The following is a 13,328-nucleotide window of genomic DNA, read 5'->3' as shown; positions in this document are numbered from 1 at the left end:
CGTTTGGCTATCAACATGCACTGGATTAAAATTTTTATCATGGTTGCTCGCACTGGCAGTTTCACGCAAACTGCGGCTGAAATGTATATCTCACAGCCCAGCGTTAGTAAATCCATTCATAATTTAGAAGCGGAACTAAACGTTAAACTATTTATTCGTGATCGTAAAAACGGCCTGTCATTGACGGATACTGGCAAAAAGGTATTAAAGACTGCCCAACAATTATCCGAAGATGAGAACCTCTTGTTACAGACAGCTTTCGAGGCTAACCATCAACTAGGTGGTCGTTTACGAATTGGTTCTTTGCCAATTATTAGTACCACCGTTTTAGCTAAAGTATTTGGTATATTTAAAGCTCAGTATCCACTAGTCGAGATTGAGTTAACAGAAGGCAATGCCCGCGATATCAAACAATTATTACAGGACAACGCCATCGATGTTGGTATTACGACCTCTCCCAATAATCTTCAAAACGGGCAACGCTTGTTTACCGATCACATGGTTGCACTCTCTGCCGAAAGTTCCGAACCGGTTGATTTAACCGACAGTGAACAAACTTTCATCTTTTGCAAGGCTGGCGCAGAAACCGTCATTGATACTCTAAATAAGAAAAATAATTTCAATGTCAATAACTGGTTGATTGTTGATCGTGGTGAAACCGTCGTTGCAATGGTCGAAAATAACGTTGGCACTGGGATTATCTCTAACTATGTGCTCGAAAACACTGCTCATCCAAGCAAAATTCATGTCAAGACAATCTTGCCGAAGATAGATCTCGATTACGATTTACTAATTTCTGAAAACATTAAACATACATCACTAATTTCAAAGTTTGTCGAAATACTAAACACCTGCAAATAATACTCAAAATATTATTTGCAGGTGTTTTTACGCCACGTAAAGCAATGACTTTGATATTCAATTAAACGTGAACCAACATCACAATTAGTTCTGCGAATAAATCGCCTTCAAGCCAGCAATATCCCCGCTAGTTAACTGCACACGTCCTTGCGTTACTGGGTACATGACCGAATTCGGATCACTACTATGATCAAGTCCCAATGCGTGACCAACTTCGTGAATAGCGACCGCATCATTGTATGAACTCAAATAGGCTGTATTCAGCTTGGCACTTCCATGATTCGTTGCGTTAGCACAACTAAAATTCGTTTGGTAAATTTCTGGACCGCCGTGACCTACCTCGACCGCACCATCGCTAGCTGCTTTTGAAACTTCATGATAGGTGCTAAACGTCAACTGGTTTTGTCCACTCCCCGCGTGCCCGGGTTTAAGGGTAACGATACCGGTTGCATTATACGTTTGCACGGCAGTATCAAACGCCAAGCGCACTGCTGGCGAATCGGAGGCCGCGTATTCGTAATAGTACGTCGGTTGCAAATGAACATTGCTGACAATCGATTCAACTGGCGTCGCGTCAGTGGTAGTCGAGTTCGCTGTGGATGCCGCGACGTGTGGCGATGGTTTGGTACTAGCCGATGTGGACTGCGAAGCCGTAGAGTCCTGAGCGCCAGCATTGGCGTTCAAAGTGACGGCCGTAAAAAAAGTATTTACTTGATTATGGATTTTTTGAAATGATCGTTGAATGTTAGCTGGACCTACCTGATCAGCCAACTGTTTTTCCAATGGCGGGTGATTTTGTAAAAACAATGCGCCGCCAATGATAACAACGACAAGGCCTACAAGTCGACCCAAATAATTCTTGCGCATAAATAATAACCTCGCGTGAGCCAAACTCACTTTCCAAACGAGACAAATTCCTTAAACTACCCACAAAGTATAAAGGCTAAATACAGAGCCTTTCAATGTTATTGCTATTGATTAACAGATGTTTAAAGAATGAAAGCATCTGATTTGCAAAATGGAGCTTTGACACAAGTCCGGTTTGAGAACGAGCATTAATGTAAAACTGACCTATTCCCCAAGTTCGGGAATGGGTCAGTTTTAGGTTAAGCGGAATTCTCAGGACTTTGGAGCGCGATATTGCTTATATCATTCGTCCCCAATAAACTTATGTCACAACCTCGTTGTAGTATTTGATATTTTTATGAAACTAATTGGCCAACGACCGGTTTATCAGTTAACGTTTTTTTACCGTGCGGAGATTTTTTGATCATTTCCGTGAGGTCTCTGCCCGCCGTCAGACCATGGTGGTTTCCGCCCCGCCAAGCCTCAACATTCGTCAGATCATAAACAGTTCCGTCTACCGCCACATAGGCCTTATGACCATCTTTGCCATCAAATTGCTTTAGTTCGTCCACAGTGAAATTTTGCATTTGTAAGCGCCTCCTTATGTTTGCATTGAGTATAGCACCTCAATTAACAAACGCGGTAAATTTTGATTAGGTCTTTGTAGATTAAGTGCTGTCGCAAACGCCGTAAGTAGCTGAAAAGAATGTGTCTGCACATGAGGGCGAGGACTTTGCGAGACCAAATTTTTGCTGCTATATTGTCGCAAACGCGTTCACACCCCCAAAAGCCTGTGCATAACACAAAACAACCACCACAAAGACAAAGTACGTCTTCACGGTGATTATTTTACGTTATCGCTCGGCTTTTACCCCGGGGGTGTTCACGCTCTATTCATTTCCCTTTTCCGGATGCCTTTGCAAATAAACAACGTGGGTGTTCAAGAATTCATCCAAACCGTGTTTGCCATCAGCACCGCCAACACCGGACTCCTTCCAGCCGGCGTGGAAGCCTTGAATAGCCTCAAAGTTGTAACGGTTGATGTATGTTTCACCGTCTTGCAATTCGTTGGCAGCCTTAGCGGCGTTATCCAAGTTCTCAGTGAAGATAGATGACGTCAAACCTAGGTCGTTATCGTTTGACATCTCAATGGCTTCATCCAACGTCTTAAAGGTGACGATTGGGAGCACTGGTCCAAAGATTTCGTGCTGGATAATCTCAGAATCCTGCTTAACGTTAGTGATAACCGTTGGTAAGTAGTAGAACCCTTTGTCGATGTCTGCTGGGTGACCGCCAGTAGTTACTTTGCCGCCAGCCTTAACCGCACGTTGAACCATGCCATCAACGTTGTCCAACGCTGCTTTGTTGATCAGTGGACCCATGCCAATGGTTTCATCCTTGTTCGGGTCACCGACCGTGATCTTGCTCATCTTGTCGGTCAGCTTCTTAACGAATTCGTTGGCAACATCCTCTTGTACATATACTCGCTCGGCGTTGTTGCAAACTTGCCCATTGTTGTCGACACGTGAATCGATGATGGCTTGGACAGCCAAGTCAATGTCCGCATCCTTGCAAACAATGGCAGGCGCCTTCCCACCTAATTCAAGTGAGACCTTAGCTAAGTGGTCAGCAGCATCGCTCATGACTCGACGGCCAGAGTCAACGGACCCGGTCAAACTGATAATGCCAATCTTCTTGTTCTTGGATAATTCACTGCCAACGACTGCCCCAGGACCAGTGACAAAGTTAACAACGCCCTTCGGTAGACCAACCTTGTCACAAATCTTAGCAAACGCCAAAGCGTTGTTTGGTGTATCGGAACTTGGCTTGATCACAATGGTGTTCCCAGTTACCAAAGCTGGTCCCATCTTCCGAGCAATCAGGAAGAACGGAAAGTTCCACGGCAAAATTCCGGCAGCGACACCAATCGGCTGTTTGGCAATCATGATGTTTTCGTTAGGGTTGTCAGATTGAAGAACTTCGCCTTCATACATCCGTGCTGCGGCAGCCATGTAATCGAAATAGTCAGCTGAAAACATGATTTCCGTTTGAGCTAAGGATTTAATCTTCCCTTGTTCTTCCATCAAAATGGAAACTAAATCGTCTTCTTGGCTCCGAATTTCTTCAGCAATTTTATGCAGATATGCACCACGGGTTGCGGCTGGAACCTCTTTCCATGACTTTTGTGCTTCAAACGCATCATCAATTGCTTCACGCGTTTCTTCAACCGTTGCGCTTGGAACGGTTGAGATTGGTTGTTCATCGGATGGGTTAATGACAGTTAGTGTGTTACCTGATTTTGAGTCAACAAACTGACCATTGATATACATTTGATAATGCTTTAACGCAATTGCTTCAGACATAATGTGCTTCCTTTCTGCCTTGTCGCTTGTGGCAAGGAAACCTGAAAACGTCTTTTTGAATTTTGTTACCTGAATACAGTTATTGTGAGTCACGCTCACTCTGGCTTATACTGATCATCAATTACCAAAACTGGCTTGATGGTCTTGCCACTACCGGAATCGGCGTTAGCCTCGTTAATTTGCTCAAATGGATAGAACTTTTCCGTCTTGTCAAAGTCAAACATGCCCATCTGGTAGAATTTGATCAAACGAGGAATGTCGACTTGTGGAATGGAATCGCCCATGTTGACCCCAATGATAGAGCGATCGTTTGTGCAAAGGTCGTTCCATGTATCTAGGTCAATGTGGTTAGCTGTAACAGCAATAGTTGCGGTGGTTCCGCCCTGGGCGAGTGCCTGAATGGAATCTTCCATAACTTTCGTCACACCAGTGGTATCAACGGCATAGTCGACACCTTTGCCATCCGTCAGCTCCTTGATTTTAGCAACGGCATCTTCGTTCTTGCTGTTGATTGTGTCAGTTGCGCCAAGTTCCTTGGCTAATTGCAAACGTGAATCGACAACATCAACGGCAATGACAGTAGTACAGCCAGAAATCTTACCAGCCATCATGGCTGCCAAGCCAACGGCACCAGTCCCGAAGACAGCGATAGTTTCGCCAGGTTTTGGTTTCAATGTGTTCAGAACAGTCCCACTACCAGTTACATAACCACAACCTAAAGGTCCAAGACGGCGCAAATCCAAGTTCTTAGGAACCTTAACCGCGTTACGTTCGCGAACAACAGTGGTTGTCGTAAATGATGACTGATCAAACATGTCACTGACACGATGACCATCCTCAGTAAAGTGAGCACTACCATCCGGACGAACACCAGATAAATTATTCGCTGCATAATTTAGACAGCGGGTCGGCATCCCCTTCAAACAGTTCTCACAGTTACCACAACCGTAGAATGACAAAACAACGTGATCACCAACCTTGAAGTTCTTAACTTCTGGACCCACTTTTTCAACTATTCCTGAGCCCTCGTGTCCCAAAACAATTGGGTAGCCAATTTCAGCATCACCTTTTCTTAAGGCTTCGTCTGAATGGCAAATGCCACTGGCAACCATGTGAATTTGTAGGTCATCAGCCTGCATTTCGGATAACTCAACATCATCCTTGATCACAAACGGGCCACCCTTTTTTTCAACAACTGCTGCTTTAATTTTCATGATGTTTTTCCTCCAAATGATTATTTGGTGAATTATTGAGCAAATGAGCTCGCCAAGAACAACTTCAATTAAGAGCAACTGTAATAACATCTTTATGTGCTTGTTTATCTTTCCAGGCACATCGTTGATATGTAATTATAGCTACTTTGGAACGTTCCACGCCTTCATGGTATTTCTAAATGTAATCGGTTTCAACCCCTGCGTGCATAATTCAGTGAAATAAAATTGTTTATTTTAATTATCTTTGAGAATTACTGATCAAAACAAATTGATTCTCAAAATCTAATTAAGAATCATGTTTAACACCGATTTACGTCCGTCTTACTGCGCATAACTGGGACAAGTTTTTAACTATTGAGCAACCAAATAAAAAATCGAATTTTGTAATTGTAAGCTGACCGTACAAACCCTTTTCTTACCAATTAAAAACGATTGGAGCATAACACTGACATTTGCTAATCTAACATAAAATGGATGTTCACGGGAAAGTCACCCATAAACATCCATTTTTCGTTGCCTGAGAAAGCCAAACCGTGTTATGTCGCGCTCTCTGTTTGCATATTTAAAATTTAATCTGCTGCTTCATATAATCTTCATAACTTGTTGGTTTGCGTCCAAGTAACAAGCGTAGGACATTCGAGTTGCCATCGAGTCCCCACTTACTATACGTATCTGCTAGGTGGCGAAAGGCATCTCGTGAATAAACATTTTGAATGCCTGCCTGATTAAGAAACTCTGTCATATCGACACGCTCGGCAACGGCATGCTCGCCTGTTAACCGATTATACAATGCTACTAGATCTACCGGTGAAGCGTAATCCGTACCTACCAGTTCATACGTGGCTTTATTATGCTTCTCGGGATTTTGAGCAACTGCTACGACCACATCGCCAACATCTTCCGGTGCCACATAGGAAAGTTTGGTATTGATATCATAAAAGATATTATAGGCACCAGTTTCGTGAACCACGTTTGGATTGAAATTATGCATATAGTGCATCGGTTGCAAAATCGTGTATTGATAATCCTTAACCATCCCGGTATAAATCATGTGCTCTTCCACATCACGTTTCATCAAATGCTGACGTAACGTAGATAGAATTGGATGAGTAACCGAAATAAAGATAAATTGCTTGTGGGCAGCCGCCAACTGGTCCGTCAAATATCGGCCAATATCCGCCTCTTCCGCGACAAACAAGGGGGGAATTTCCACGACACTGTCGACATCCGCAATCAACTTATCAATTTCATCTGCACGGGTTAAATCTGCAACGACCCCTTCACGAATACCCGGCAAATCTTTCACGGCTGGATTAATGTCCGTCGCTTTTACGTCGAATCCAGCGGCCACTAGTTTGTCCACAATCACGCGACCAGTGTGACCAGCTGCTGAGGTTACTAAAATCATCATGCTTACCTCCTAATGAACTTTATCGATGTCATTTTTCCTAATTAAGGCATCCGCAAAATGGCCTTCACTGTGGTTCCGTTTAATGAGTCTTCAAAGGCTTGGTTAACATCTTTTAGGTCGTAAAACTTAACTAGTTTATCAAACGGAAAGTCACCTTGTTGATACAACTGAATTAGTTGGGGAATAAACAACTTAGGCAATGAGAATCCTTGTAACACACCCGTGACTTGACGCGCCGGTACCAGAATGTCATTCATCATGCTCAAGTCCGCATGCGCTGCGCCGCCAATAATTGCAGTGTGCCCGAGAATACCTGTGCTACGGATGGCTTGTTCTGGTAGCCCATTAGCAGGAGCGGAAACAACAGCATAATCTACACCACCATCAGTCATTTCTTGAATCATCGCTGGCACATCATCAACTGTCTTGCTGTTGATGATATCTGTTGCCCCAAGCGCTTTGGCTTCTGCCAGCCGCGTATCAAAGATATCAACAGCGATGATTTTGGCAACGTGCATCGCCTTAGCCGCCATAATGGCTGCATCGCCGACCGTTCCAGTACCGAACACTGCCATTGAACTGCCAACTTCGGGTTTAAGAATATGCATAACGGTACCAGCCCCCGTTTGTAAGCCACATCCCAATGGTCCAAGCAGGCTAACATCAACGTCCTTGGTTACTTTAACAGCGTTTCGTTCCTGAACCTTCGCATAGGTACCAAACGATGATTGCTGGAAAAAAGACGTTACTGGCTGACCGTTCAAGGTAAAACGGCTACCACCGTAGTAATCAACGCCGCCAAAATTCAATTCATCTGAGCGTTCACACGCATACGGACGACCGGCCAGACACTGGCGACAGTGACCACAGCTAGCATACGAAATCGCCACATGATCACCAACTTCAAATTCACGTACATCTTCACCGACCTGCTCGACAATGCCGGCACCTTCATGTCCCAAAACAATCGGAAATTCACTGCGTCCCATACCGGTTTTGGCACGCATAATATCTGCGCCACAAACGCCGACCGCAACGATTTTAACTAATAATTGATCACCATGTAACGTGTCATCTAATTCAACGGGTTCAACAACTAAGGATTCACCTTTAGCTGGCGCAACAGCTGCTGTAATTTGCATGATTTGTACTCCTTATCTTTGCTGTGTACACAAATTGACCATCAAATGCTTTGTAAGTTATCTCACATGAGTATCGTAACAATTTTGAGGCAATCTTCGCTAGAATCCGTTTTCATTTTGATTATTTATTTGCTCGTGCAAACATTTTAGTTCGGCAAGCCAGCTTACTAACACTCAACAGGTTCGCAAATTGATCATTTCACCAACAATTCGTTGTTCCTATCGCGCAAAAAAACACCAGTAACAAAAGCAACTGATGCCATCAACAATCATTTATTCAATTACTAACAATCTTAACTACTCGATTTCAATAACTCGTTCTTGATCACCAAGCGTGGTTAGAAACGTGCCATCATTACGACGCGATTCGACAATTCTTCCCTGATAAATCAAACTATCAATGTCGAACTGAAAAAAGCCACTCCCCAATTCCAACGCTGTCATTTTATAATCGCCAAGTTGGTCATCATGATACTGTTTCTTGTTTGTTAATGAAGCCTTTAATTTCTCCACGACTGCTATTTGCCTCCTAAGCACAAAAATGTCTTAACAAAATCATTTCCGTTATTCTAAAGATACAAATTGAAGATTAAAACTGCCTTGCAATAATTCAAAAATTATCGAAAAATTTGAGAACCACACGTTTAGTTTAGTGGGTAAATTAATTAATGGCAACAGTTATTTACGACACTGAGGTGGAATAATGAACAAAGAAGATCTTTTAGAGCCGTTTGAACGGCGACAGATTAGGATTTTGCAGTATCTATACCGTAATAATGGTGAGGCCAAAATTTCTGAAATTGCGAGCGCGTTACCTTTTTCAAGCCGAAATTTATTAATGGACGACCTGCAAGCCATCCAAATGGTGCTGAGACCTTCACTAACTCAATATGATATTTCCTTTAAATGGAATGACGAAAAAGTTCACTTGCATATCAACGGTCAAATGAGTCTGAAAACGCTCATTTTTTCGTACTATCGCCAGACACCCAAAATTAGTATTATCGAAAATATCGTTCTCAATCCCAATCTAACAAGCATTCAGTTAGCTACGAAACTCAACTTCAGTGTGGCCACTCTTTATCGTAAGATTGCCGAACTCAATGATCTTTTAGCGCCCTTTCACGTCAAAATCAATCAACTGCAACTCACTGGCCCAGATCTCGCTATCCAACATTTAATGTATGAACTGCTGTGGAATGTCTGTCCAAAAGACCAGTACGTTTACCGTCGTTACTTGCAACGCAACAGTCCTTTAGCGGAAACAATGCATCGTTTATTAATCGATGGGTCTAATAAATATCTCGCAGCCGACGGGCCTCGCAAACTGTACACTTGGCTACTGATTATTCGGCTACGTAATCGCCATGCCAACACGACAATGACCTTATCGCCCCTCGCTCGCCAAGTCTATAAGACCATGGTGGGTGCGCCTCATTTTCAACAGTTGTGGCGGCAACTACAGGATTCGATGCCGACGTTTATGCAGCGAATCGAGAAGACAGAACTGGAGCAAAGTTTATTGATTTTTTGTGTTGCTCATGAAGTTTTCCCCATTGACGACGCCTTTTGGCAACCCGCTGTGGATATGGTGAATCCCACCGATTCCTTAGCTAGTACGGCGCAAACCATCCACCAAGAACATGTTCAGCCAATGCTTAATTTAGACACGCCAACCATTACGCGATACAGTGTCGCTACTCTCTATCGTACATTGGTCAACCTGACCGTTTGTGCTGGTCATATCAACGTTATGCGTCCAGATACAACAACGCGTTACTACAAACGCCTTCATAATGAATTAATCATTCGTCAGGCCCACGAACTCACTCGCGTTATCGTTTCATCCATGGCAGACAAATTTCAACTTTCTGTCGATCCAGGATATGTGCAACAGCTTATGGTGCTACTGCGTTTAACGTTGAGACAGCGATTTGCACCGACCTACCAAATTGGCGTCGACCCGGAAATTGGTGAGATGTGGCTTGAACCCTTTATTCAAATTTGCCAAAACTACTTTAATCAGACACTTAGAACAACAGTTGAGGTCTTTGACCCAAATAAACAATATGACCTCTATTTATCTGACCATTGTCCCGATCAGCCTGTCATTCAAGCTACACAAACGTACATTTTGACGGACTTAGGATCCGAAGATGATTTGAATAAAATAACTGAATTACTCCAAACCACCCCAAATAATCGAGGCCTAACTGGGCATCCCCGCGAGCTATCGGCAACAACTCCACCATGCCATCGAACACCCAAGAACGTACTTTAATCGGCACAGAATATCATAAATTCATCATTTTTCTAGGTATATCAATTTTTCGCCAATCGGATTTCTCGTAAAAATCGAACTGACCGTGAAGTTTGAGATATTATCCTCTCATTTCTCTCGTACGCTATTTTCAGGAGTAATTTGGGAGGAAGATAGAATTATGAAACGTTCTCGATTAATAAACTGGCTACTTATTGTGTTCACCGTGATGATCGGCTTCATTTTCAACACTCAGACCGCACAAGCCGCCACATACGGCAATGAATTCATCACTAGTGGAGCAATTACAAATGGGCCCAATTTTAGTTATGCCAGTAACGTCAATGTACGCTACGACTGGGCAGTGCCAAGCGATGTTCACATCGCTGCTAACGATCAAATGAAAATTCAATTACCTGACGCCCTTCGTGTCTCAAAAGAATCAACTTTCCCGCTACTTGCAGATGATGGCACGGAGCTGGGAACTGTCGACGTAAAGACCGATGGCACAATGGTGGTTACGTTTAATGAAACTGCAGCAACCCTGACTAACCTTCATGGCACCATTACCTTCTCGACCAAACTCAATGCGGCGACAGTCGGATTAGGTGAACAAAACGTGCCATTTGAGACTAACAATGGCACGTTAACAAGTCCAGTGATTGTCAGTCCATCCACAAATAACTTGTCTAAAAAAGGCAGCTTCACGACTGACAGTAACGGCAATCCAGCAATCAAATGGACTATTTTAGTTAACCGTAACGAATTACCGATGGAAAATGTAAAAGTTTCAGATATCATCACTGATGCCGGTCAACAATTGGTTCCTGACAGCATTACTGTGTCTAATGGACATTGGACAGACCCCACCACACAAGCAAGCTATAAGCGTGATGAAACCCTGACTGCTGGAACAGATTACACAGTATCAGTGACTGGCGACAGTTTTGAAACAACGTTTGCTAAACTCGACTCACAGATGGTTGTCATTGATTACCTAACAACGTTTAAGGATCCGGCAGTTGCCTCAGATGGCAGTTCTATCTTTAAAAACACGGCCACAATGACCTGGGGCGGCAGCAACGGTAACGGCGCCAATTCTGAAAAAGCTACCGCCAGCGTGAAACAAACTGCTGGTTCTGGAACAGGCAGTGGTTCAGAGAATAATAACTCTGGCGAAGAATCAAATAGTAGCTCAGATAGCAACAACTCCAATGAGAGTTCTACTAGCGAATCCAGTAATGCCTCTGAAAGTTCGAATAACAGTTCATCAGAAAATAGTGACAGCAGTTCTGTTGAAAGTAATGACCATTCGGACAGTCATCACGTAGATACTAATCACACCAACGAAAGTTCAACGGATAATTCTGTAGTTGCTTCTAACGATTCAAGCGCCAGTCAGCTAAATTCTAGCAATCAATCTTCGACATCTGACAATCGTGACCAAACAGTAATTGCGGACCCATCAAATTCGTCATCTAACGGTCAATCCGTTTCAACCAAAGGATCTGCAAAACAGAAGGATTCGCTAGCAGAGGGATTGCCACACACCGGTCAGCAAATCAGCATTTCACTAATTATTGTCGGTGTTATCTCGCTCACCGGTCTCATTATTTACCGGCTACGTCAAAACTAAATTGGTGAAAAAGAGTCGATAACAGTCACAATTAGCATAGAAATTAAAAGTCTGAGTCATTTTGCTCAACTTTTATTTCAGCAAAATGGCAGCAGGTAGTTTCGGTAAGCAATTTTTCTTCAATCGCAAAAGTTCATGCGGATGAAAAATTGCCGCAAACGCGGGACATAACACTGACTTTTGCTCATCTAACATAAATCCGGCGCTCATGGGAAAACACCCATAAACGCCGGATTTATGTTACCTGAGAAAGCCAAAGCGTGTTATGTCCCGCTCTCTCATACTAAAGGTTTTAATTAACTTCCACAGAAAGCGCAATGCCAAGTCCGCCGCCAATACATAAACCGGCAACGCCTGTATGTTGATCGGCATGCTTCAAGGCATAAATCAGTGTCGTTACGATCCGAACGCCAGTCGCCCCAAGGGGATGACCGATAGCAATCGAACCACCGTTTGGATTCAATTTAGCCGCGGGAATCTTCAGGTCACGGGCAACGGCCACACTTGGCGCCGCAAAGGCTTCATTCAGTTCAAACAAGTCGATATCCGACACCGTCTGATGCTGTTTGGTAAGCAACTCACTGACTGCTTTAACCGGTGAGTAGCCCATTGTTTGTGGGTTGACGCCGACTTCTTGATAACCTTTAATAGTCGCCAATGGTTTCAAGCCTAACTCGTCAGCCTTGCTTTTACGCATCAAAATCATGGCAGCAGCACCATCGTTCAGTGGCGCCGCATTGCCAGCTGTGACGGTACCTCCCAGTTCAAAGCTCGGTCTAAGTTTAGCCAACTTCTCGAAACTGGTATCTTCACGAATCGTTTCATCGCGGTCGATAACGGTTTCCCCATGCCGATTTTTAACGCTTAATGGCAGCATTTCATCGGCAAACGCACCATCGTCACTGGCTTTGGCTGCGCGCTGGTGTGAGGCCAAGGCAAAAGCATCCTGTTGTTCGCGACTAACGTGGTACTGCTCTGCAACATTCTCGGCAGTCACACCCATCGGCTGATTTGAAAAGGCATCCGTCAGGCCGTCATGCTCCATGCTATCAACCATTGTTGTATCACCAAACTTAGTCCCCAACCGCATACCATTCGTCAGGTAAGGTGCATTGGTCATGCTTTCCGTGCCAACTACTAAGACCGCATCGGCATCACCCATAACAATGGCTGATTGACCCAATCGAATCGCTTTTAAACCTGATCCACAAACTTCATTCACGGTCATCGCTGGGCTGCTTTCCGGAACGCCAGCGTTGATCCCGATTTGACGACCAACATTTTGCCCCGAGCCAGCCTGTAGGACGTTGCCGACAATCGTTTGGTCAATGATACTTGGATTAACGTTTGCCCGCTTAATTGCAGCCTTAGCCGCTAAGGTTCCTAATTCAACTGCACTAAAGCTGGCCAATGCGCCGCCCATTTTTCCTACAGGCGTGCGCACAGCACTGACGATAACAACGTCGTCCATGAGTCTCCCTCTTTCTACTCCGTTTGACTGCTTCTTTTTCACAAGTAAACTCAAGTCTAACCGATGTCGAATATTACGGCAATTATTTAAGAACAATGACAAACGATTGTAACCAAGTTTTATA

11 protein-coding genes are annotated in these 13,328 nt (G+C 43.8%); 3 read left to right on the top strand and 8 right to left on the bottom strand.

The features are described from left to right. Window positions 1-3 precede the first annotated feature (3 nt). Window positions 4-861, top strand: a complete 858-nt coding sequence (locus G400_RS14735; protein WP_017260892.1) for a LysR family transcriptional regulator — start codon at window positions 4-6, stop codon at window positions 859-861. 84 nt (window positions 862-945) lie between these two features. On the opposite strand, the gene G400_RS0107245 is transcribed toward G400_RS14735, so the two are convergent. The 7 genes from G400_RS0107245 to G400_RS0107215 form a co-directional block, all read right to left on the bottom strand. After that, a complete protein-coding gene (locus G400_RS0107245) occupies window positions 946-1,728 on the bottom strand; it encodes a matrixin family metalloprotease (RefSeq protein WP_017260891.1) in 783 nt (260 codons plus the stop codon). A 335-nt stretch (window positions 1,729-2,063) separates the two neighbouring features. Then, window positions 2,064-2,294 (bottom strand): cytochrome b5 domain-containing protein, encoded by a 231-nt coding sequence (locus tag G400_RS0107240; protein ID WP_017260890.1) that lies wholly within the window; start codon window positions 2,292-2,294, stop codon window positions 2,064-2,066. A 303-nt stretch (window positions 2,295-2,597) separates the two neighbouring features. Beyond that, the gene (aldA, locus tag G400_RS0107235) at window positions 2,598-4,070 is read right to left on the bottom strand and encodes an aldehyde dehydrogenase (protein ID WP_017260889.1); all 1,473 of its coding nucleotides are present in this window, start codon (window positions 4,068-4,070) and stop codon (window positions 2,598-2,600) included. A gap of 95 nt (window positions 4,071-4,165) precedes the next feature. Further along, window positions 4,166-5,284 carry an NAD(P)-dependent alcohol dehydrogenase gene (locus G400_RS0107230; RefSeq protein WP_017260888.1) on the bottom strand — a complete coding sequence of 373 codons (1,119 nt, stop codon included), beginning with the start codon at window positions 5,282-5,284 and terminating at the stop codon, window positions 4,166-4,168. Window positions 5,285-5,846: 562 nt separating this feature from the next. After that, window positions 5,847-6,695: an SDR family oxidoreductase gene (locus G400_RS0107225; protein ID WP_225351482.1), complete on the bottom strand. Its 849-nt coding sequence runs from the start codon at window positions 6,693-6,695 to the stop codon at window positions 5,847-5,849. A 41-nt stretch (window positions 6,696-6,736) separates the two neighbouring features. Beyond that, window positions 6,737-7,837, bottom strand: coding sequence for an NAD(P)-dependent alcohol dehydrogenase (locus G400_RS0107220; protein ID WP_017260886.1), 1,101 nt, complete (start codon window positions 7,835-7,837; stop codon window positions 6,737-6,739). Between the two features lie 297 nt (window positions 7,838-8,134). Continuing rightward, the gene (locus G400_RS0107215) at window positions 8,135-8,350 is read right to left on the bottom strand and encodes a hypothetical protein (RefSeq protein ID WP_017260885.1); all 216 of its coding nucleotides are present in this window, start codon (window positions 8,348-8,350) and stop codon (window positions 8,135-8,137) included. 190 nt (window positions 8,351-8,540) lie between these two features. Here G400_RS0107215 and G400_RS0107210 point away from each other — a divergent pair, with 190 nt between their 5' ends. Together G400_RS0107210 and G400_RS0107205 are read left to right on the top strand one after the other, a co-directional pair. Next, complete coding sequence (locus G400_RS0107210; protein ID WP_017260884.1) at window positions 8,541-10,118, top strand: helix-turn-helix domain-containing protein; 1,578 nt, start codon at window positions 8,541-8,543, stop codon at window positions 10,116-10,118. A 160-nt stretch (window positions 10,119-10,278) separates the two neighbouring features. Beyond that, window positions 10,279-11,733 (top strand): Ig-like domain-containing protein, encoded by a 1,455-nt coding sequence (locus G400_RS0107205; RefSeq protein WP_017260883.1) that lies wholly within the window; start codon window positions 10,279-10,281, stop codon window positions 11,731-11,733. Between the two features lie 292 nt (window positions 11,734-12,025). Here the strand turns inward: G400_RS0107205 and G400_RS0107200 are convergent, their stop codons facing one another. Next, the gene (locus tag G400_RS0107200; RefSeq protein WP_017260882.1) at window positions 12,026-13,204 is read right to left on the bottom strand and encodes a thiolase family protein; all 1,179 of its coding nucleotides are present in this window, start codon (window positions 13,202-13,204) and stop codon (window positions 12,026-12,028) included. Window positions 13,205-13,328 lie beyond the last annotated feature (124 nt).

Origin of the sequence: Furfurilactobacillus rossiae DSM 15814, assembly GCF_000428925.1 — a bacterium.
GTDB classification, from domain to species: Bacteria; Bacillota; Bacilli; order Lactobacillales; family Lactobacillaceae; genus Furfurilactobacillus; species Furfurilactobacillus rossiae.
The sequence above is the reverse complement of the archived record's forward strand: the minus strand, read 5'-3'. Positions and strand labels throughout refer to the sequence as shown.

Excerpts from the sequence above, each read along its gene's own strand:
- G400_RS0107245 (WP_017260891.1), bottom strand. The coding sequence starts at position 1,728 with ATGCGCAAGAATTATTTGGGTCGACTTGTAGGCCTTGTCGTTGTTATC.
- G400_RS0107240 (WP_017260890.1), bottom strand. The coding sequence starts at position 2,294 with ATGCAAAATTTCACTGTGGACGAACTAAAGCAATTTGATGGCAAAGAT.
- aldA (WP_017260889.1), bottom strand. The coding sequence starts at position 4,070 with ATGTCTGAAGCAATTGCGTTAAAGCATTATCAAATGTATATCAATGGT.
- G400_RS0107230 (WP_017260888.1), bottom strand. The coding sequence starts at position 5,284 with ATGAAAATTAAAGCAGCAGTTGTTGAAAAAAAGGGTGGCCCGTTTGTG.
- G400_RS0107225 (WP_225351482.1), bottom strand. The coding sequence starts at position 6,695 with ATGATGATTTTAGTAACCTCAGCAGCTGGTCACACTGGTCGCGTGATT.
- G400_RS0107220 (WP_017260886.1), bottom strand. The coding sequence starts at position 7,837 with ATGCAAATTACAGCAGCTGTTGCGCCAGCTAAAGGTGAATCCTTAGTT.
- G400_RS0107210 (WP_017260884.1), top strand. The coding sequence starts at position 8,541 with ATGAACAAAGAAGATCTTTTAGAGCCGTTTGAACGGCGACAGATTAGG.
- G400_RS0107205 (WP_017260883.1), top strand. The coding sequence starts at position 10,279 with ATGAAACGTTCTCGATTAATAAACTGGCTACTTATTGTGTTCACCGTG.
- G400_RS0107200 (WP_017260882.1), bottom strand. The coding sequence starts at position 13,204 with ATGGACGACGTTGTTATCGTCAGTGCTGTGCGCACGCCTGTAGGAAAA.